We start from the raw sequence: 21211 nt of genomic DNA, 5'->3' as shown, positions 1-21211 counted from the left end.
TGGCGTATTTCTATCGCGAAATGCGCCGCAAGACGGGTCTGTTGATGGATGGTGACAAACCGGAAGGCGGGAAATGGAACTACGACCATGAGAACCGCAAGCCGGCGCCCGATCAGGTAGATTTTGACGGGCCCTTGCGGTTCGCGCCGGATGAGGCTGTGCTTGATTTGGTGCAGACCCACTTCGGGGACAATTTTGGCGATCTTGCACCGTTTTGGTTTGCCACAGATGCCGGCCAGGCCCACGAACAGTTGATCCATTGGATCGCAGAGGGCCTGCCGAAGTTTGGTGATTATCAAGATGCCATGCTGGGGAATCAGCCGTTTCTTTACCACGCGCTGATAAGCTTTTATCTGAACGCGGGCTTGCTTGACCCGCTTGCCGTCTGCCGAGAGGTTGAGGCGGCCTTTTATTCAGGTCATGCCCCGTTGAATTCCGTGGAAGGGTTCATCCGTCAGATCATTGGCTGGCGCGAATACATGCGTGGCATCTATTTTCTGGAAGGGCCGGATTATCCGACGCGCAATGACTTGGCACATAGCCGCGCTTTGCCCGATCTTTATTGGGGTGCCGAGACAAAAATGAATTGCATGACGCAGGCCGTGACGCAGACCCGCGAGCATGCGTATGCGCATCATATCCAACGCCTTATGGTTACCGGAAATTTCGCGCTTTTGGCAGGTGTTGATCCGGCGCAAGTCCACGCATGGTACCTTGCCGTTTATGCCGACGCCTATGAATGGGTTGAGGCCCCGAATGTGATCGGCATGAGCCAGTTTGCCGATGGCGGGATCATCGCGTCAAAACCCTATATTTCGTCGGGAAACTACATTCACAAGATGTCGGACTACTGCGGGGCCTGTGCCTATCGGGTGCAGGATAAGACCGGCGAAGACGCTTGTCCGTTCAACCTGCTCTATTGGCATTTTCTCGACCGGCATCGTGAACGGTTCAAGGCCAACCCGCGAATGGGCAATATGTACCGGGTCTGGGATCGGATGGATGCCGAAAAGCGCGCAACGGTTTTGCGAGACGCCGAAGCGTGGCTCGCGAAGCTTGATGAAGGGGTACCCGTCTAGAAACCATAGAACTAGAGCCGCTGGACGCTCGCGTCGTCCTAATTCTCAGCGCCACCTTCTGATACCAGCGCGCCGTCGGACCATGTGCCCACGCTTTCCCCGCCCGTGGCGTATGTCATCGTGCCTTGCCCTTCGCGGCGGCCATCAACAAAGCTGCCCTCGTAGACGTCACCGTTGGCATAAGTCGCGATACCTGCACCGTCAATGTCACCCTCTTGCCAGCTACCGACATAGGTAAAACCGTCAGGCAATGTGATTGAACCTTGCCCATTGCGTTGCCCGTCGCGGAATTCGCCTTCGTAAACGGTGCCGTCCGCATAGGTCGCAATCCCGGAGCCATTACGCTGCCCTTCAGCCCATTCACCTACGTAGGAATAGCCGTCTTCGTGGCTCATCGTGCCCTGGCCTTGGTACTGCGCGTTGACGAATGCGCCTTCATAGACCAGTCCGTTTTCATAGGTCGCGATACCAGTCCCATTGATGACGCCGTTCTGCCAACCGCCCTCATAGGTTGAGCCGTTGGTATATGTGATTTTTCCGATACCGTTGGCGAGGTTATTCGCAAAGCTGCCAACATAAACTGATCCGTCCGGGTAAGTTACTTCGCCTTCGCCCGCGATCAGCCCTTCGTTCCATTCGCCGACATAGACGTAGCCATCGGTGCCGGTGAATGTGCCCATGCCATGGCGGCGGTCGTTTGCGAAGGCGCCGACATAAGTATCGCCATTTGCATAGGTTGCGGTGCCTTGACCTTCGCGGCGGCCATCGACAAGCGTGCCTTCGTAGATGTCACCGTTCGGCTGGGTCAGCTTTCCAACCCCTTCGATTTCTCCCGCACGCCACTGGCCTTCATAGATAAGCCCGTCCGCCATCGTCAGCGTGCCAACGCCGTTCCGCTCACCAGAGGCGAGCGTGCCTTCGTAGACTGCGCCATCAGGATAGGTGATCTTGCCTTCGCCTTCTTTGGCGCCATTGGACCAAGCGCCTGCGTAAATGTAGCCGCCGGGGCTGGTCATTGTTCCTATGCCATGATGCATGGCATTGCGGAATTCGCCCTCATAGGTCACGCCATTGGCGTAAGTTGCCACTCCCTGACCGGTGATATTGCCGTCAAGCCAGTCGCCTTCGTAAGTCCCTCCATCCGCAAAGGTGATTCGTCCCTGGCCCTCAGGTTTGCCTGCGACAAAGCTTCCTTCATAGACGGATCCGTTGGGAAAAATGGCAGTGCCCTGGCCTCGGATCTCACCTTCAACCCATTCTCCGGAGTATTCATAACCATTGGGGAGGCGGTAAGTGCCGGTGCCATGTTGCTTGCCATCAAGGAATGTACCCTCGTAGATGCCACCGTCATCATATTGTTTTGTTTGAACCTCTTGCGCAGGTGCAGTCGTCGCCAGACCTGTCGCCAGCATGACCGCTACCACGTTTTTCGTAAATCCAAACTTCCGCATCAGGTTCTCCGATATTTCATCCCTTGTGCAGACTAGGAAAACTTGCCCCCTGTGACAATGTTCAAGATCAACATGCGCTAGCCGCTTTCCCCCGCGCACCATTCTGCTACATGCTTTGCAGGGCATTGGGACAAAACTATGACAAAGACTTTTAGACTGACGATAGCGCAGCTGAACCCGACTGTTGGCGACATTTCCGGCAATGCGGCACAAGCAAGAGACGCCTGGGAGCAGGGCAAAGCGGCCGGAGCTGATCTGGTTGTCCTGCCGGAAATGTTCTTGGTCGGCTATCAACCGCAGGACCTGATCGCCAAACCTGCGTTCATTGCCGATGCAATGGGCAATTTACATGCGCTTGCAAAAGATTGCGCGGATGGGCCAGCCCTCTCCATCGGCGGGCCATTTGTGGAAGAAGAACGTCTATATAACGCCTATTTCACGCTTCAATCGGGAAAAATTATCAATTGCGCACGCAAACACTTCCTTCCCAACTTCAACGTTTTCGATGAGGTCCGCCTGTTCAAAAGCGCCGATATCGCGGGACCTTATGCGCTCAACAACGGCGCGCGCATCGGTAATCCGATCTGCGAAGACGCGTGGTATCCCGACGTCAGCGAGGCCATGGTCGAAAGTGGTGCGGAGATCTTGGTGATCCCGAATGGCTCGCCGTATTTTCGTGACAAGTTCCCGATCCGGATGAACAACATGGTGGCGCGGGTGATCGAAAACGACGTACCGCTGGTTTATCTCAACATGGTTGGTGCGCAGGACGATCAAATGTTCGACGGCGGGTCATTTGTACTCAATCGCGGGGGAAAACTGGCGCTGCAGTTGCCAGTGATGGATGCGACGATCGCCCATGTGGATTTTGATTTGATCGATGGTCATTGGGTGGCGCGTGACGGCGAAAGGGCTGTGCTGCCTGACATGCTGGAACAAGACTACCGCGTGATGGTCGAAGCGCTGCGCGACTACATGCGCAAGACCGGATTTGGCAAAGTCTTGCTGGGGCTTTCAGGCGGGATCGACAGCGCCATTGTTGCAGCGATCGCGACCGACGCGCTGGGTGCGCAAAACGTGCGGTGTGTGATGCTGCCATCAGAGTACACATCACAAGCTTCGCTGGATGATGCGGCGGCGGCGGCAAACGCCTTGGGGTGCAAATACGATACCGTCAGCATCGCGGGGCCCCGTGCTGCGGTGACAGACGCTCTGGCACCTCTGTTCGACGGCTTGGCCGAAGACCTCACGGAGGAAAACATCCAGTCGCGCATTCGTGGCCTCTTGCTGATGGCACAGTCGAACAAATTTGATGAAATGCTGCTCACGACAGGCAATAAGTCCGAAGTGGCGGTGGGCTATGCGACGATTTACGGCGATATGGCGGGCGGCTACAATCCGATCAAGGACATGTATAAGACCCGCGTCTTTGAGGCCTGCCGCTGGCGCAACGCCAACCACAGGCCGTGGATGAAAGGCCCGGAGGGCGAAGTTATCCCGACTGCGATCATCGATAAACCACCTTCGGCGGAACTGCGGCCAGACCAAAAAGACGAAGACAGCCTGCCGCCCTACGACATTCTGGATGGGATCCTGTTGATGCTGGTCGATCAGGAAGCCTCCGTCGCCGACTGTGTTGCAGCGGGCTATGACAAGGTAACCGTCAAACGGGTGGAGCATCTGATCTACACAAGCGAATACAAGCGCTTCCAATCTGCGCCGGGACCACGATTGTCGGACCGGGCCTTCTGGCTGGATCGACGCTACCCGATTGTTAACAAGTGGCGGGACAACAGCTGACAGCGATGTTTGGCGAATGCGCTTGCATTCGGCTATTCTGCGGCTAAGGCAGCTAGCACGACACATATGACAGCGGGCGCGCGGGCGATTTGCTGGCCACAGGGTTCAGCCCGCGCAAAACCAACCTGTCGGTCTACATCATGCCCGGCTACGCGGACTTCACTGGGGTTTTGGGGCGACTGGGCAAACACAGGATCGGCAAGTCCTGCCTCTACATCAACAAGCTCGCCGATATCGATATCGTCGTATTATCGGAACTGATCCGCGCCGGGCTGCGCGACATTTCGCGCAAATGCCGGTTCAGCCCTCCTGATTTCTTAATCCGGAAAAGACTTCGGGGTGAAGGGCGGATGCAATCCGGCCTGAGGGGCAGCGCCCCTAACTGGACATCTCGCGCGCGTCATGCTCAAAGCTCCGCAACAGGAGATCCGACATGACCACCACGAGATTCGCCCCTTCACCAACCGGTTGGCTGCATATCGGCAACCTGCGCGCCGCACTCTTTAACTATGCCATCGCCCGGCAGAACGGCGGCCAATTCATCTTGCGGATCGATGATACAGATGCTGAGCGGTCCAAAGACGAATACATCGCGGGCGTCAAAGAAGACCTGACTTGGCTGGGCTTTACGTGGGACAGGGTTGAACACCAGTCTGCGCGGATGGAGAACTATCTGGCCGCCAAGCAAAAGCTGATCGACATGCGGCTGCTATACGAATGCTTCGAAACCCCCACAGAGCTTGATCTCAAGCGCAAAAAGCAACTGAACATGGGCAAGCCGCCGGTCTATGACCGGGCGGCACTCGCGCTTGCCGACGGCGAAAAAGACGCGCTGCGGGCCGAACGCGGTTCGCACTGGCGCTTCAAGCTTGCCCATAAACGTATCGAGTGGGCGGATGGGATCATCGGCGACATCTCAATCGACGCGGCCTCGGTCAGTGACCCGGTTTTGTTCAAGAATGACGGGCAGATCTTATACACGCTGGCCTCTGTTGTGGATGACACGGAAATGGGGATCACGGATGTGGTCCGGGGCTCCGATCACGTCACCAATACCGCAACGCAAATCCAGATGATCGAGGCGCTGGGCGGCACCGTTCCGCGTTTTGCGCACCATTCACTGTTGACCGGACCTCAAGGCGAGGCGCTCTCAAAGCGCCTTGGCACATTGGCTTTGCGTGACCTGCGCAAGAATGGCATTGCGCCAGAAGCGATCCTGTCGTTGATGGCCCGCCTTGGGTCATCTGATCCGGTCGAATTGCGCGCCAATATCGATGAGGTCGTGGCGGGTTTCGATTTATCCAAGTTCGGCTCTGCCCCGACAAAATTTGACGCAAATGATCTTGTCCCGCTCACCGCGCGGCATCTGGCGACACTGGATGCAAGCGATGTGGCCGATGTCTTGACGTCGGCAGGTGTGCCTGATGCTTTGGCAAACCCATTTTGGCAGGTCGTGCGCGATAACATCAGCAAGCTGGATGAAGTTGCGGTTTGGTGGGCTCTCTTTCGTAATGGCGCATCGCCACTGGTCGCCGATGAGGACCGCGAATTTGTGGCGCAAGCCTTTGATATGCTGCCTCCATTGCCCTATGACGCCAACACTTGGAGCAGCTGGACGACGGCTGTCAAAGAGGCAACAGGCCGCAAGGGCAAAGGCTTGTTTATGCCGCTGCGCAAAGCTGTGACGGGGCGCGAACGCGGCCCGGAAATGGCCGATGTGATGCCGTTGCTGCAGAAGCGCCCCACGCTCTAGGCACGAAAAGACTTGTCATTGGCTGATTGTGCTGCGCTTTTAGGGGCCGACGACCCCGCAAAGGCAGTGCATTCATGAGCGACGAAAAGTCCAGCCCACCCCCCGCAGTCTTTACCAAAGGCAGTTTGTTCCGCCACATCTCTGTGATGTCCTTCACCGCATCGATTGGCCTGATGGCTGTCTTTTTGGTCGATTTTGTCGATATGATTTTCATCTCGATGCTGGGTAAGGCCGAGCTAGCAGCGGCTGTCGGCTATGCGGGTGCAATTCTGTTTTTTACAACGTCTTTCGGAATCGGCATGGCAATCGCTGCGGGTGCACTCGTGGCGCGTGCATTGGGTGCGGGCGCACCTGAAGAGGCGCGCAGGCGTGCCACAAATGCTTTGATCTATGGCGTGATTTTTGGCGCACTCTTCGCGGCAATTGTCTGGTTCAATCTGGCGTTTCTCGTCGGCCTTTTGGGCGCCACCGGCGCGACGCTCGAGCTTGCGGTTCATTACCTGCAGATCATCGTCCCGCCATTGCCATTCCTTATGATTGGCATGATTGGCGGCGCCATCTTGCGCGCGCATGGCGATGCGCGACGTGCAATGATGGCCACGATCTGGGGTGGCTTGGTGAATGCGGTCCTGGACCCAATCCTGATTTTCGGGCTTGATCTGGAACTCACCGGTGCCGCACTCGCCAGTGTCTGCGCGCGGGTCGTAATTGCGATTACGGCTCTTTTACCGCTGATCCGGCACTACCGTGGTTTCGACAAACCGACCGCAAGCAGTTTGACGATTGATATCCGCCCGATTTTGGCGATTGCCTTTCCCGCTATCCTGACCCAATTGGCAACGCCGATTGGGCAGGCCTATGTCACCCGCGCCATGGCGGAATTTGGGGAAGAGGCCGTTGCTGGGATGGCGATTGTGGCCCGGATGACGCCGGTCGGATTCGGCATCATCTTTGCACTGTCCGGCGCGATTGGGCCCATCATTGGCCAAAACGCAGGTGCGGGCCTGAATGAACGCGTGGGCGCGGCCTTCCGGGAAGGTCTTTTATTCACCGCATTGGTGGTCGTTGTCGTCTCGGGTCTGTTCTTCGTGGCGCGCCCGGGCATCCAATATCTTTTCCAGCTTGAGAACGGCGTGGCACTCACCATCGTTTTCCTTTTCGCAGGCCCGCTGTCGTTGATGTTCTTCTTCAACGGAGTGATTTTCGTTGCCAATGCCGCATTCAACAACCTTGGGCATCCGTTCTATTCAACGATTGTAAACTGGGGGCGGCACACATTGGGGACCATCCCGTTTGTCCTGGTCGGGGCCGCGTGGTTCGGCGCGCCGGGTGTTTTGATTGGCCAATATGTGGGCGGTGCTGTCTTTGCCGTGATCGCTGTGATCCTGGCGTTGCGTGTGATTGCGAAACAAACGGCGCAAGCCGAAAGTGTGGATCCTTTCGCCCGTCAGGCGCGCCTCTTTAGCTTACTGCACCACCGCCGCTAATTGCGCATCAACCAGAGCGGTTTCAGCGGTTGTCAACTTTTGGTGGCGCGGATAAACAGGCTCCGCGCGATCATTGAGAATAGGGGCATCCCAACCTGTCGTCGTCTCAAAGAAATGAGAGACACCAGCCTCGCCAAACGCGCGAAGATACCCCTGCACGACCACATCAAGATAGCTGAGCAAGATTGGGTGGCCGTCCGCGTTTGCGATGTGGTGCGGTTCGACCTGATAGACAGCCGTGTTCAACGGGCCCCCGCGGTAGCTGATAAGGTGGGACACGTCATGGCGATGGTAGGCTGCCTCGCGCGCGTCAAGCGCAGACCAATCATTGGCATTCACCTGCGCGACCAAACCTAGCAAAGTGCAATTGTCGTCCGGTTCCACAGACAGATAGGCCACCTTGCGCAAATGCGTGCCGCGCCAGACGCGCCGCCAGCCCTGTAGCTTTGCAGGACGCGGCGCAACGTAGTCGTGCGTGGCGCAATTCACCAGGCTGCCATAGCCAAAAAACGCCAGATTGCTCACTCACGCGCCCTCAGCACCTGCGCGGGCTTGGCGGCCAACGGACGCCACGCGAAAGCCAGCCCGGCAGCGGTCGACGCCAAGATACCGCCACCGATAATAAGCAGCGCGTTGCTCCAGATCACCGTATAGTCGGTGTCCATGATGAAAGTCGACACAGCCCAACCCCCCAGGATGCCCGCACCCAATGCGACGGTACCTGCGGCAAAGCCCAACATCGCCGCCCGCAGGGTGAAGCTTAGGATAATACGGCTCCGCTGTGCGCCAAGGGTTTTCAGAACGGCCGATTCAAAGGTGCGCGCGCGCTCGCCCGCCGCCGCCGCACCGATCAGGACAAGGAAACCGGTTACCAGAGTAATCAATGCGCCATAACGGGTCGCTGCAGATATGCCGCCGACCAGCTCAATCACCTGATCGATCGCATCCCTGATCCGGATCGCCGTGATATTGGGGTAGGCTGTCGCCAGATCGCGCAGGATCGCGGCCTCAGCTTCTTCTTTGGCGTAGACCGTCGAAATCCAGCTATGGGGTGCGCCAGCAAGGGCGCTCTCGTTCATCGCCAGAACAAAACCAATGCCAGCATCCTCCCAACTGACATTGCGGAAGCTGGTCACCTCTCCGGTGATATCGCGGCCCAATACGTTGACGGTCAGGGTGTCGCCAAGGTTCAATCCCATCTCGGCGGCTTCTTCTGCGGCAAAGCTGATCTGTGGTGGCCCGGTGTAACCCTCCGGCCACCATGCGCCTGCGGTGACGTCCGTGCCCTCCGGCTGCGCGTCAGAATAGGTGATCCCGCGGTCCCCATGCACGACCCAATGCCCTGCCGCGACCTCATCAGCGGGCCGCCCGTTGATCCGGGTGATGATGCCGCGCAGCATCGGCGCGGCCTCCACGCGGCTCACGGCGGAATCAGCATCGAGGCGTTCTTGAAAACCCGCGATCTGGTCGGGCTGGATATCGACAAAGAAATAGCTGGGTGCCACTTCCGGCAGGTCATTGGCGAATGCCTGGCGCAGGTTTCCGTCGATTTGCCCCACCGTGGCCAGAACAGTAAGTCCAAGGCCAAGCGAGAGGACGACGGATGTGGCCTCTCCGCCGCGCGCGCCGATGGCGCCGAGCGCCAGACGCAGGGCAGGGCGGCCACGGGCGGACGTGCGCAGACGTCGCGCAATCCAACGGATCAGGAGTGCCGCCAGCATCAGTATCGCCAAAGCGCCTGCGATCCCGCCAGCCGTCCAGAGTGTCAGAAAAAGCGTGTTCGAAAACCAGCTTGCCGCGACGATCAACATGGCCAGCAATGCCACGATAGCGCTCAGGTATCTCAGCGGGGGCAACACCGCCGATGCCGAAAACGCATCCCTGAACAGTGTGGCGGCGCGAATGTCTTCGGTCTTTGCCAGCGGCCACAGCGTGAATACCAATGCTGCGAGCAAACCATAGATTGCGGCCTCCATCAGCGGAGCGGGATAGATTGTAAAGATTGCGGGGACCGGCAAGCGCGCCTCCATCAAAGGTGCAAAGATCACGGGCAGACCCGCCCCGAGAACTAGGCCGAGGATGACTCCGATGATCGACAAGACACCGACCTGGATGAAATAGGTCTGAAAGATCGTGGCCCGCGTTGCCCCCAGCGTTTTCAAAGTGGCGATGACGCCTGTCTTGCCTGCCAGATAAGCCCGCACCGCCGCCGAAACGCCGACACCGCCAACCGCGAGCCCTGATAGCCCCACAAGAATGAGAAAGGCACCGATCCGATCGACAAATTGCGCCGTACCACCGGCACCCCGACGGCTGTCGCGCCATCTCAGGCCGCTGTTGCTGAATTGGCTTTCGGCAGTATCACGCAAGGCATCAAGGTCCGATCCGGGCGGCAAATCAAGCCGGTATTGCGTTGAAAACAAAGTCCCTTCCATCAAGAGACCAGAGTTCCCGAGATCTTCGGTCAACACAATTGTGCGCGGCCCAAGCCCAAATCCGGCTGCCGCATTATCGGGGTATCTGTCCAAAATAGCGCGCAGGGTGAAGGCCTGTTCACCAAGCCGGAATGTGTCCCCCGGCGCAAGACCCAAGCGATCCACAAGCACCCGTTCCATAACCCCGCCCTTGTCGGCAAGGGCCACCGACAGCGGCATATTCGGGTCAAGCTGAACTGTGCCAATCAGCGGATAAAGGTCATCGACGGCGCGAAGTTGGGTTAGCCCGCGTTCGGACGTTCCCCCACGATCCACAACGGCCATGGAGCGGAAATCAACGGTTTCCGATACGTCGTCCGCGATATCGTTGAGAAACGCCAGCTCATCTTCACGGGCGAAGCGGTAGGTGAATTCAACTTCAGCATCGCCGCCAAGAAGTGCAGCGCCGTCGCGGGTTAATCCCGCCTCGATCCCGGCGCGCACGGTGCCGACCGCCGCAATCGCGGCCACGCCCAAAGCCAGACAGGCGAGAAAAACGCGAAACCCACGCAAGCCACCACGCAGTTCGCGCGCAGCAAAGCGTGATGCGATCCGGAGACTCATTCGGCGGCCTTTGACAGCGGGGCGTCAATACGCCCGTCGCGCAGACGGACCACACGATCACAGCGCGCGGCTAGCTCATTGGAATGCGTCACCATGATAAGCGTCGCGCCATGCCTATCACGCAAGTCAAAGAGCAGATCAACAATCGCCTTGCCGTTGGTTTCATCCAGATTGCCGGTCGGTTCATCGGCCAGGAGGAGACGCGGGCGCGGCGCGGAGGCGCGGGCAAGTGCCACACGCTGCTGTTCGCCACCCGACAACTGACTTGGATAATGATCGATCCGGTCAGCAAGACCAACGGCTTTCAATTCGGCCTCTGCCCGGTCAAAGGCATCCCTTGCACCAGCCAGTTCCAACGGCGTTGCGACGTTTTCAAGCGCGGTCATTGTCGGGATCAGGTGGAAAGATTGGAATACCACCCCCATATTGTCTCTACGAAAGAGGGCAAGCTGGTCTTCGTTCATCTCCGTCAGGTCCTGGCCTAGCGCTATGACACTGCCGCCGGTTGCCTGTTCCAGCCCGCCCATCACCATAAGGAGCGATGATTTGCCAGACCCGCTTGGCCCGACCAATCCCAATGTTTCGCCCGCAACGACATCAAGAGAGATGTCATGCAGGATATCCACGCGTCCGGCGTTGCCTTCCAGCGAAAGCTGGGCGTTTGCGATGGAAAGGACAGGATCGGACATTGGGGCGGCCTCTGATCGGATACGTTCCTTTCGATATGGGGCTGTTTCGCGCATCAACAAGCTGGCAGCCGTTGTTTTGATGACGGCGAGCGCTGCTCATGCCGAAACTGTGACTATTGCGGCCTTGGGTGACAGTTTGACGGCCGGCTACGGGTTGTCCCAGCAAGACGGGTTTGTGCCGCAGCTGGAGGCATGGCTGCTGGCGCAAGGGGCCGATGCCGCAGTTATGAACGCAGGTGTGTCCGGTGATACCACGGCGGGTGGCCTTAGTCGTGCCGCCTGGACCTTGACGCCAGAGGTGGACGCAATGATCGTGGCCCTTGGTGGCAATGACTTCTTGCGCGGGCTGGATCCGGCGGTGAGCCGCGCCAATCTTGATGGTATTCTCGCTGCGGGCCGCGATGCCGGGGTTGAGATGTTGCTGGTGGGGCTTTCCGTTGGCGCCAATTATGGACTGGACTACAAGCGGGAATTTGAGGCGATGTATGTTGATCTGGCGACGAAATACGATGTGCCGCTCTATCCCGATTTTGCGGCTGGTTTGCGCGCTGCGTCAGGAATGCAAGACGGCATGTCGGAATTCCTGCAGGCCGATGGGATCCACCCCAATACGCAAGGTGTCTCTGTGATTGTTGCCGCTATGGGGCCAGCCGTTCTTGAGTTGATTTCAAATGCCGAATAAAAAACGGGCGCCCAAATCGGACGCCCGTTTCTGAAACTGGTCGGTAATGCGGTCAGTCAGCAAGAACCAGATTTACGGCGCTTTCGCGGCCGTCACGGCCTGCTTCAACGTCGAAAGTCAGTTTTTGGTCGTCCTTGAGGCCAGTAAGGCCTGAACGCTCAACTGCTGAGATATGAACAAATACATCGTTTGAGCCGCCATCGGGTGCGATAAATCCGAAACCTTTGGTGGCGTTAAACCCTTTGACAGTGCCTGAAGCCATGTCTCTATTCCTTTAGTTGGTCCGCTCGCGGAAGTGCAGCGGATTGGCTCGGTAGAACGTGATCGGAAGACTGAGCCGGAAAGAAACAGTGGTCGATAGGTCAACGTTGCCGCGGCATTCTGACACAAATCCACCCAAAAATCAAGATAAAGCAGCGGTGCGGCAATCTGCCGAAGATGTCCACGGCAGTGCCCGATAGGTGGGCGCCGCCGCAGACGTTTTGCTTATGAAAGTGACAGGTTCACGGCGCTTTCGCGGCCATCACGACCTGCTTCCACATCAAATGTCACTTTTTGGTCGTCTTGAAGACCGGTCAGGCCGGAACGCTCAACCGCAGAGATGTGCACAAAGATATCCTTTGAGCCGCCATCGGGCGCGATAAAGCCGAAGCCTTTTGTTGTGTTAAACCATTTCACGGTGCCAGTAGCCATCGTGTTCATCCTTATATTGTCTTACTGCCCACGAAATTGTGGCAGCTTGGCTTCGTCAGTGCATAATCGAAAGACTGTAGCCGGGAAGGTGAACAGCGGGTCGAGATGGTAACGTCTGCGAGGCACATGTGGGGGCTGCAACCGAACATTGCAAGCGATAGTTTTGCTCATGGCGGAAGTGTGACCGCCATAGGACATGTTTTCAGACCCCCACGAGCAATTTATAAAAGGCAATTGCTATTTTTTTCATTGCTGATGGATGGCGCTTGGCATGGGCTCGATGCGCGCTCGGCCAATCCGTCTTTGAATTATGTCAGTTTCGCCATAATTTGACCTCAGCTTGTGCTCACATCAGACAAATCATCGTCCCAATTGCCGCGCTAATATCGCGATAATCTAGACATCCGGAGAAGCCGATGACATCTAAAGTTTATTCCACTGCAAGAGATACTGAAGGCTCACTCGAGATCCGCAAAGTCGGCGGAAAATTCATTATTGAGGAGCGCAGCAATGAAGAGGCGCTTCGGCTCTTTGTTGAGACAGCGCTCTGCATTGTCGTCGGGATTGTGTTTTTGGGTTCATTCCTGCTTTTCATCAGGCCGGAAATTCAATTCGTCAGGAATTACTCCGGGATCAGCTTGTCAGCCGTCATGGCCACGCTGGCGATCTTGCTTTACATCTATGCGACCCGTGGCACGCGTCCACAAGCTGGATTCGATCGCGTGAAGCAGCAGTTCTGGACGTGCAAGATCAACGCCAAAGGACATGCGCGCATTGTCACATATTACGCCAAGTCCAACATTCAGGGCATCTTCATCCGGCGCCCGGGTGCGGCCAGCAAGGATGCGGCACTTTGTGCGCGAATCAAAGGGAAGTTGATGCCAATCATACTGATCCATGGAACGCTGACCGATGTTGAAAGTGCACATCGCGAATTGTGCGATGCACTCCATAATGCTGATATCGTATTGCCTGCGAAACCGTCATTGAAATCCCCGATGCGCCGTGCGCGCCCCAAGCAGGGCGCGCGCGTATCCTAGCGGCTAATTATTTTCCCAAGAACTGTGCTGCGTAACTCCGGTTGCGCAGCGCTTTTTCGTCTAGCGGACGAATTTCTTGTGCTTCATCCGCTTCGGTTCAAGCGCATCTGCACCAAGGCGGGCCTTCTTGTCTTCTTCATAGTCGGTAAAGCCGCCTTGGAACCATTCGACATGGGCGTCACCTTCGAAGGCTAGGATATGGGTGCAAATCCGGTCCAGAAAAAAGCGGTCGTGGCTGATGACCACAGCACAGCCTGCAAAGCTGACCAAGGCGTCCTCGAGAGCCCGCAATGTTTCCACATCGAGGTCGTTTGTCGGCTCGTCGAGCAACAGAACGTTGCCGCCAGATTTTAGCAGTTTTGCCATATGCACGCGGTTGCGTTCACCACCCGAAAGCAAGCCGACCTTCTTTTGCTGGTCACCCCCTTTGAAATTGAACGCAGAGCAGTAGGCGCGTGAATTCATCGACGCATCGCCCAATTCGATGATCTCCGCCCCGCCACTGATTTCTTCCCAAACGGTTGTGTCGGCGTTCAGCGCGTCGCGCGATTGGTCTACGTAGGAGAGTTTGACCGTCTCGCCGAACGTGACTGATCCTTGATCCGGTTCAGCTTGCCCTGTGAGCATCGAAAAGAGCGTGGATTTACCTGCACCGTTGGGTCCGATGACACCGACGATACCGCCGGGAGGCAGATCAAAAGACAGGTTCTCAATCAAAAGCTTGTCGCCCATCGCTTTTTTCAGCCCGTCAACCTCGATCACCTTTGAGCCAAGCCGAGGGCCATTGGGGATGATGATCTGGGCGCGTCCCATCTTTTCGCGCTCGGACTGGTTGGCCATCTCATTATAGGCCGCGATCCGTGCTTTCGACTTGGCTTGACGTGCCTTTGCGCCCTGCTGCATCCATTCCAATTCCCGCTGGAGGGTACGCTGCTTGGACTTGTCATCCTTCGCCTCGCGCTCCAACCGCTTGGCTTTCGCTTCCAGCCAACTGGAATAGTTGCCCTCATGCGGGATGCCCGAACCACGGTCGAGTTCCAAAATCCAGCCTGTGATCGCATCAAGGAAGTAGCGGTCGTGGGTGACGATAAGGATCGTGCCCCTGTAGTCGATCAGGTGCTGCTGCAACCACGCGATGGTTTCCGCATCAAGGTGGTTTGTGGGCTCGTCCAAGAGCAGCATATCAGGTGCGTCCAGCAAAAGTTGGCACAGCGCCACCCGGCGCTTTTCACCACCCGATAGTGTTGTCACATCCGCATCATCAGGCGGGCAGCGCAACGCCTCCATCGAGATGTCGATTTGCGCGTCCAGATCCCACAGGTTCTGGCTGTCGATCTGGTCTTGCAGTTCTGCCATCTCATCGGCGGTTTCTTCGGAATAATTCATTGCCACTTCGTTGTAGCGGTCCAGAATGGCCTTCTTGTCGGCCACGCCCAGCATGACGTTTTCACGCACTGTCAGATTCGCGTCCAGTTCCGGCTCCTGTGGCAAGTAGCCAACGCGCGCGCCTTCGGCCGCCCATGCCTCTCCTGTGAAATCCTTGTCTTGTCCAGCCATGATCCGCATCAAGGTCGATTTACCTGTGCCGTTCACACCGACAACGCCGATCTTGACGCCTGGCAGGAAGTTCAGGCGGATGTTTTCAAACACCTTTTTGCCGCCCGGGTAGGTTTTGGACACGCCGTCCATGAAATAGACGAATTGATTGGCTGCCATTGTCGGACGCTCCGCTTGGAATGAAGTTTTGCCTTAGATAGCGATGCGATGGGGCCGGGGCAATCGGTGTGCGGTGTTAAAGTGTGATGACCATGCCGTCTTTGCCCAAGAAAAGCGGGCCATCCCAGTGTTTACGCACGGCGGCTTCCCATTGCGTGTCACCAAAGTCAGGATCGCCGTCAGGAACGAAATGATTGAGGGCAAGCCGTTTAACGCCCGCATCCCGCGCGATCCGTCCCACATCGGCGGCATCCGTATGGCTGCGCAGGATATGTGTCCGCAAACGGTCATCTCCGTTGGTCATTCGCGCGCAAAGGGCGTCAACCCCGTCGCGCAGCATGGCCTCATGCACCAGAAGGTCCGCGCCGCGCGCAAAGTTGGCCATTTCGGGCATATAGGCCGTATCACCAGAGAGCACGACGCTGCGATCAGCACTATCAAACCGCAATGCGAAACTGTCAATGATCGGCGGATGTGTGTTGCGCATTGTTTGCAGATGAATGCCGCCAGTGCTGTGCTTCTCGCCGATCACTTCAATCTGAGCGAGGCTATCAAAGTCGCAGCGGCCCTCATCGCGCATCCGAAGATCTATATCGAAGGACATGCTTTGCTGGAATCCATGCCAATAGTCAGCGAGACCAGCAGGACCAATGACAGGGATCGACCGGTTCAGGCCTGCCGTCCAAGCAGTATGAAAAAAAGGCCCAAGCTCAAGATAATGGTCGGAATGCAGATGGGTGATGACAATCAGGTCGATCTGGCTGAGGGCTGTGCCCTGGTCGCAGATCCCGCGTGTGACGCCAAGCCCTGCATCGATCAAGATGGTTTTGCCCGCCATGCGCAAGAGCATCGAAATCGGCATATTCGAACCCGGGCGGATCGCAGGCCCGCCTTTGACGCCCATCAGAGCAAGTGTATCTGTCATTTCATCGCCTCCCGCTCCGAATGTGGCGGAGCGAGCAGGAATTTCCCAGATGAAATTGCGACGCTTGGCCTAAGATTGAAATCGCGACGCCGCAGCGTAGAGCGCAACGACGCTATTCATTCGGCGGGTCAGATCACTCGCTCCGTAGAAGACAGCGGACAACTGGGCTTGATTGAGCGAGGCACCGGACAATTGCGCATCGATAGGTTGCCGCATGTCAAACCAGATGGCCCGCAAATTTGACAGGCTGGCGTCAATTTTGCTTGTCGGCGGGGCCTGAATGCCGAGGCTTGGCATCCCCGCGGACAACGCTCCAAGTGAGCTATTGAATGCTGCGCGCGCCGTGGTCAGCGTATCAAGAGCGTCTTCAGTTTCAATGCCTGCAACAGTCAGACATACGTCTCTTGACATCGTTTGGGTCAACAACTGCTGGCGTCTGGCGAGATCAATGACCATTGCGTCAGCCTGCCGCATTTCTGCGGGATTGGCGTATTGCGTCGTGATGGTTGTCACCAGCATATAAGCGGCGCGCAACAGTTCCGTGCCTTGCGCGTTCAGCTTGGCAACATCGTCAGCAGTGCCGTCACCTTGCGCGATGGTCAACGCCTTGGACTGCATCGACGCCCAGAGACCGTTGAACTGCGCGATCCCTGCAAGCGTCTTGCGACGGTCTTCAGCGCCGAAAACACCCATGCTTGTGTTTCCAAATTCCAACGCATGTAAAATGGCACTCACCTGAAAGATCGTCGCCTTCAGAGCGGGAATAGTATCTTGGGTTGCGATGCCAGCCTGCACAAAACATGCCTCCGCCACGACGCGTTGGCTCAGCATCCGCAGCTTGCCAGATAGGTCGATCCGCTGGCTTGTATCCGCGTCCTCCGCATACCGCGCAAGCGCGAGAGTGATCGTTCCATTTTCAAATGAAGCAGAGGACTGCGCAAATGCCGGCAGGCCGAATGCGACGACCGTTGCTGCACAGATCATACGAGCATAGGTGAATACTTCGACCCAAAGGGCCCCAACGAAACGGATCATGAAAAATCTTCCCCCGGGCGGCAGGGTGCAGATGCCCTGACGGTTAACAATCCAGACAAGAGCGGAAGAAAGCCCCACTTGCCGCACTCTTAAAAACAACGGCACAAAACACGTACCGCGATAACGTAAACAAAACCCTAGCCGAAATTGCCCGATGCGTCCAACGCTCAGATTTCAGCGATGCGCACATTCCCGGTGGATAGAGCGCGCCAGATTATGCACAGCGCCTTGCCACAAAAAAGGCCCCGCAATTTGCGAGGCCTCTCATTTTTGTCTTCTAACCCGGCTTATTGCGGAATTTCAGCCTCGATGCCTTCGACGTAGAAATTCATCCCCGCCAGCGTTCCATCGTCAGCCGTTTCACCGGCAGCCAGCCACACAGACCCGTCCTGACGGTTTATCGGGCCAGTAAACGCATGGTATTCACCCGTGCGCAGGCGCTCGATCAGGTCCTCGGCAGAGGCCTTGACGTCGGCTGGAACCGCGTCAGAGATCTCACCAATAGCGACCATGCCCGGGCCAATGCCATCCCATGTGTCGGTGCTCTCCCATGTGCCGTCAATGACGGCTTGGGTGCGCGCGATATAATATGGCGCCCAGTCGTCAATGATCGAGGAAACACGCGGGAATGGACCGAATTCTGCCATGTCGGAGGCCTGACCAAATGTCACAACATTGCCTGCGGCCTGCGCGGCGGCCTGCGGTGCTGTCGAATCAGTGTGTTGCAAGATCACGTCGGCGCCTTGCTCGATCAGAACGGTTGCGGCTTCAGCTTCTTTTGCGGGATCAAACCATGTGTAGGCCCAGACGATCTTGAATTCGACGTCGGGATTGACTTCGCGTGCATGGATAAAGGCAGAGTTGATACCACGGATAACCTCCGGGATCGGGAAGGACGCGATATAGCCGATCACATTACTTTCGGTCATTTGGCCAGCTATGTGGCCTTGAACCGCACGACCTTCATAGAAACGCGCAGAGTAAGTCGAGACGTTATCGGCACGCTTGTAGCCGGTGGCGTGTTCAAATTTCACATCAGGAAAACGCTCAGCCACTGCGATTGTCTGGTCCATGTAGCCAAAAGACGTGGTGAAAATCAGGTCAGCACCTTGCAGTGCCATCTGTGTCATGACGCGCTCTGCGTCAGGGCCTTCGGGGACGCTTTCGACGTAAACGGTTTCAACCGCATCACCCAGCGCTTCTTCAACGGCCAGGCGGCCTTTGTTATGCTCGTAGGTCCAGCCGCCGTCGCCGATTGGCCCGACGTAGACAAAGCCGACAGTGAGCGGATCGTGGCCTTCCGCAACAGCCCCGCCGGCCATGCCTAGCGCGAATGTCGCCCCTGTTAGAATTGATTTGATGTTCATGTGTTTCCCCTTGGTGGTCTTGCGTAGCGCCTCTAGCGTGAGGCATGGAATGATTGGCCCAGTGATCCCGGCGCCCGTCCCGCCCGCATAATAACCAGAACGGCGATGGTTGCCAGATAGGGGGCCATAGAAAGATACTCGACCGCGATGGCGGCACCAGCTGCTTGCAGGTTTAGCTGCAAAACAGTCACCCCGCCAAACAAATAGGCACCGAGTAAAAGCCGGCCCGGACGCCAGCTCGCAAAGACAACAATCGCCAGCGCAATCCAGCCTGCGCCTGCGGTCATGCCTTCGGTCCATTGCGGCACGCGTACAAGGCTCAGATACGCACCGCCCAGACCTGCGCAGGCACCGCCAAACATGATCGCCAACAGACGAACGCGAATGACGTGGTAGCCCAACGCATGGGCCGCCTCATGGTTTTCACCGACGGCCCGCAGGATAAGACCTGCGCGCGAATATTTCAGAAAAGCCCAGACCGCCGCAACAATGAATAGCCCGACATAGACCATCGGGTCATGTTGGAACACGATCGGGCCGATGATCGGAATGTCACCTAGTAGCGGAATATCCCAATCAGGAAAGCTGGGTGCTTTGATCCCGATGTAGCCTTGGCCCATCAACGCAGAAAGCCCCAGTCCGAAAAGGGTTAATGCCAAACCGGTTGCCACCTGATTTGACAGCAGGGTCTGGGTCAGAAACCCAAAAACGAGCGATAATAATGCGCCACCAATCGCAGCTCCGATGAACCCCAGCAAGGGTGAATCCGTGGCGACCGCGACGACAAAACCGCAAACGGCACCCGTTATCATCATGCCCTCGACGCCGAGGTTCAGCACACCCGCGCGCTCAACGACGAGTTCTCCGATTGCGGCCAATAAAATCGGGGTGGCTGCGACCATCAGCGAGGCCAACAAGAGGATTGGATTGATTGACGAAAGATCCATCACGGTGCCTCTTTGTGGGGTGTCAGAGCCATGCAATTATCTCCTCGGGCAGAACAAAGGCCGAGACAGCGCCCAACAGAACACATGGAATCCAGCCAAAGCGAACGAACCAGTGTTTGCGGTATTTTGCATGCTTGCGGGCCGGTTTTGTCTTTGTGTCCCAGCCGATCTTCGCAAAGAACGCATTATTTGCGCGCCAGTACATACGGTCAAAAAAAACGACTCCAAGGGCGATTAAAGCGATCACGGACGTGAAGATCACCGCAATCAACACACTGGTTTCTTGCGCAAATTGTATGGCATTGCCCAAGGAAAATCCAACAAAGAAGCCAATGATTGGCCGAAAGCCTGCATCGACGATATCGTTCATGATCGTGCCCTGCTTCATCAGATTGACACCTTTCGTGTAGTCAGCCGATAATTCGTCAACACGTCCACCGCGAGCAAGAAAAACAACAGCATCCCTTGCAAAAGCTGGATCGCGGCAAGCGGCAGCCCGAGGTTGGATTGCGCGATCTCGCCCCCGATGTAGGTCAGCGCCAAAAGGCCACCGGCCAATAGGATCCCGACCGGATGCAGGCGGCCCAGAAAGGCCACGATAATCGCAGTGAACCCGTAGCCCACATTGAAATCAATGCTGATCTGACCCGCAGGACCGGCCACCTCAAAGAGCCCGGCAAGACCAGCAAGTCCGCCGGAAATACCCATGCAAACCAACACCAGACGGCCCGGGTTCACACCGGCAAAACGCGCAGCACGCGGGCTTTGACCAGACAGGCGGACATTGAAGCCAAAGATATGCCGGGACAGCGCGATATACGCAAAGATGACCGCGATAAACGCAAAGACCACACCCCAATGCATCCCGGCATTCTGGTTGATCCAGCTTGTTGCGGCATCATATTGTGACAGGTTGCGGCTGCCGGGAAACCCCATACCATCAGGGTTACGCATCGCACCCAAGGCCATCGACGCAAGGAGTTGCTCGGCCACGTATACCAGCATCAGCGACACCAGGATCTCATTCGTGCCAAAGCGGACGCGCAGAAAACCGGGGATCATCGCCCACAAAAAGCCGCCAGAGGCTCCGGCGGCAATCATCAAAGGCAGGACAACGAAAGACTCCAGTGGATAAAAGGCGAGGCCAACACCAGCGCCGCAAATCGCACCAACGATATACTGCCCCTCAGCGCCAATATTCCAAATGCCCGCGCGAAATCCAAAGGACAGGCCAATCGCGATCAAAACCAGCGGTGCACCCTTGATGAGAATCTGCGGGCGATAAAACCAGGCAAACTCAGAAAACAGAGGGTCCAAAAAGATCGTACGGATCGTCTCAAAAGGGTTTTGGCCCAAAACGGCAAAAAGGATGCCACCAAACACCATCGTCAGTGCAACCGCCAATAATGGGGTCACATAGGCCCAGGCCCGTGAGGGCTGCGGACGCTTTTCAAGCATAATCATGCACAAACTCCGCTTATCATCTTGCCTTGAAAACTCCCGCCGGAG

Annotated in this window: 20 protein-coding genes; 7 read left to right on the top strand and 13 right to left on the bottom strand. The window is 56.9% G+C overall.

Annotated elements, in window-relative coordinates:
* Positions 1–1079: cryptochrome/photolyase family protein (locus ACFDSS_RS03875; protein WP_375254451.1), on the top strand; the 1079-nt coding region annotated here is incomplete at its 5' end.
* A gap of 38 nt (positions 1080–1117) precedes the next feature.
* Here the strand turns inward: ACFDSS_RS03875 and ACFDSS_RS03870 are convergent.
* Positions 1118–2530, bottom strand: coding sequence for a 2-isopropylmalate synthase (locus ACFDSS_RS03870; RefSeq protein ID WP_375254450.1), 1413 nt, complete (start codon positions 2528–2530; stop codon positions 1118–1120).
* A gap of 138 nt (positions 2531–2668) precedes the next feature.
* Between ACFDSS_RS03870 and ACFDSS_RS03865 the strand changes: the two genes are divergently transcribed.
* The 4 genes from ACFDSS_RS03865 (at position 2669) to ACFDSS_RS03850 (ending at position 7570) form a co-directional block, all read left to right on the top strand.
* A complete protein-coding gene (locus ACFDSS_RS03865; protein ID WP_375254449.1) occupies positions 2669–4330 on the top strand; it encodes an NAD+ synthase in 1662 nt (553 codons plus the stop codon).
* Between the two features lie 89 nt (positions 4331–4419).
* Positions 4420–4767 carry a DUF1801 domain-containing protein gene (locus ACFDSS_RS03860; protein ID WP_375254448.1) on the top strand — a complete coding sequence of 116 codons (348 nt, stop codon included), beginning with the start codon at positions 4420–4422 and terminating at the stop codon, positions 4765–4767.
* Entirely contained in the window at positions 4764–6083 is a 1320-nt protein-coding gene (gltX, locus tag ACFDSS_RS03855; protein WP_375254447.1) for a glutamate--tRNA ligase, read from the top strand. Before ACFDSS_RS03860 ends, gltX begins: the two co-directional genes overlap by 4 nt.
* 74 nt (positions 6084–6157) lie before the next feature.
* Entirely contained in the window at positions 6158–7570 is a 1413-nt protein-coding gene (locus ACFDSS_RS03850) for an MATE family efflux transporter (RefSeq protein WP_375254446.1), read from the top strand.
* Here ACFDSS_RS03850 and ACFDSS_RS03845 read toward each other — a convergent pair.
* The 3 genes from ACFDSS_RS03845 to ACFDSS_RS03835 are packed head-to-tail and all read right to left on the bottom strand — an operon-like array spanning position 7550 to position 11297.
* Positions 7550–8095, bottom strand: a complete 546-nt coding sequence (locus tag ACFDSS_RS03845) for a gamma-glutamylcyclotransferase family protein (protein ID WP_375254445.1) — start codon at positions 8093–8095, stop codon at positions 7550–7552. The two genes, ACFDSS_RS03850 and ACFDSS_RS03845, sit on opposite strands and share 21 nt — an antisense overlap.
* Positions 8092–10608, bottom strand: a complete 2517-nt coding sequence (locus ACFDSS_RS03840) for an ABC transporter permease (RefSeq protein ID WP_375254444.1) — start codon at positions 10606–10608, stop codon at positions 8092–8094. Before ACFDSS_RS03840 ends, ACFDSS_RS03845 begins: the two co-directional genes overlap by 4 nt.
* Positions 10605–11297 (bottom strand): ABC transporter ATP-binding protein, encoded by a 693-nt coding sequence (locus ACFDSS_RS03835; protein ID WP_375254443.1) that lies wholly within the window; start codon positions 11295–11297, stop codon positions 10605–10607. The genes ACFDSS_RS03840 and ACFDSS_RS03835 overlap by 4 nt, the downstream gene beginning before the upstream one ends.
* Positions 11298–11376: 79 nt before the next feature.
* Here ACFDSS_RS03835 and ACFDSS_RS03830 point away from each other — a divergent pair, with 79 nt between their 5' ends.
* Positions 11377–11979 (top strand): arylesterase, encoded by a 603-nt coding sequence (locus ACFDSS_RS03830; RefSeq protein ID WP_375254442.1) that lies wholly within the window; start codon positions 11377–11379, stop codon positions 11977–11979.
* A gap of 52 nt (positions 11980–12031) precedes the next feature.
* Here ACFDSS_RS03830 and ACFDSS_RS03825 read toward each other — a convergent pair whose 3' ends face one another.
* Both ACFDSS_RS03825 and ACFDSS_RS03820 read right to left on the bottom strand, forming a co-directional pair.
* Positions 12032–12241: a cold-shock protein gene (locus ACFDSS_RS03825; protein WP_375254441.1), complete on the bottom strand. Its 210-nt coding sequence runs from the start codon at positions 12239–12241 to the stop codon at positions 12032–12034.
* A gap of 224 nt (positions 12242–12465) precedes the next feature.
* The gene (locus tag ACFDSS_RS03820) at positions 12466–12672 is read right to left on the bottom strand and encodes a cold-shock protein (protein WP_375254440.1); all 207 of its coding nucleotides are present in this window, start codon (positions 12670–12672) and stop codon (positions 12466–12468) included.
* 416 nt (positions 12673–13088) lie between these two features.
* Between ACFDSS_RS03820 and ACFDSS_RS03815 the strand changes: the two genes are divergently transcribed.
* Complete coding sequence (locus tag ACFDSS_RS03815) at positions 13089–13712, top strand: hypothetical protein (RefSeq protein ID WP_375254439.1); 624 nt, start codon at positions 13089–13091, stop codon at positions 13710–13712.
* A 60-nt stretch (positions 13713–13772) separates the two neighbouring features.
* On the opposite strand, the gene ettA is transcribed toward ACFDSS_RS03815, so the two are convergent.
* The 7 genes from ettA to ACFDSS_RS03780 all read right to left on the bottom strand — a co-directional run bounded on the left by ettA (position 13773) and on the right by ACFDSS_RS03780 (position 21166).
* Entirely contained in the window at positions 13773–15428 is a 1656-nt protein-coding gene (gene ettA / locus ACFDSS_RS03810; RefSeq protein ID WP_375254438.1) for an energy-dependent translational throttle protein EttA, read from the bottom strand.
* Between the two features lie 76 nt (positions 15429–15504).
* Positions 15505–16353, bottom strand: a complete 849-nt coding sequence (locus ACFDSS_RS03805) for an MBL fold metallo-hydrolase (RefSeq protein WP_375254437.1) — start codon at positions 16351–16353, stop codon at positions 15505–15507.
* Between the two features lie 69 nt (positions 16354–16422).
* Entirely contained in the window at positions 16423–17388 is a 966-nt protein-coding gene (locus ACFDSS_RS03800; protein WP_375254436.1) for a type IV pili methyl-accepting chemotaxis transducer N-terminal domain-containing protein, read from the bottom strand.
* Between the two features lie 287 nt (positions 17389–17675).
* On the bottom strand, positions 17676–18755 hold the full coding sequence (locus tag ACFDSS_RS03795) for a BMP family ABC transporter substrate-binding protein (RefSeq protein WP_375254435.1): 1080 nt from the start codon (positions 18753–18755) through the stop codon (positions 17676–17678).
* Positions 18756–18787: 32 nt separating this feature from the next.
* Positions 18788–19702 carry an ABC transporter permease gene (locus ACFDSS_RS03790; protein WP_375254434.1) on the bottom strand — a complete coding sequence of 305 codons (915 nt, stop codon included), beginning with the start codon at positions 19700–19702 and terminating at the stop codon, positions 18788–18790.
* 22 nt (positions 19703–19724) lie between these two features.
* Entirely contained in the window at positions 19725–20090 is a 366-nt protein-coding gene (locus tag ACFDSS_RS03785; protein WP_375254433.1) for a hypothetical protein, read from the bottom strand.
* A complete protein-coding gene (locus tag ACFDSS_RS03780; protein WP_375254432.1) occupies positions 20090–21166 on the bottom strand; it encodes an ABC transporter permease in 1077 nt (358 codons plus the stop codon). Before ACFDSS_RS03780 ends, ACFDSS_RS03785 begins: the two co-directional genes overlap by 1 nt.
* Positions 21167–21211 lie beyond the last annotated feature (45 nt).

It is taken from the genome of Yoonia sp., assembly GCF_042093035.1.
Lineage (GTDB): Bacteria > Pseudomonadota > Alphaproteobacteria > Rhodobacterales > Rhodobacteraceae > Yoonia.
The sequence above is the reverse complement of the archived record's forward strand: the minus strand, read 5'-3'. Positions and strand labels throughout refer to the sequence as shown.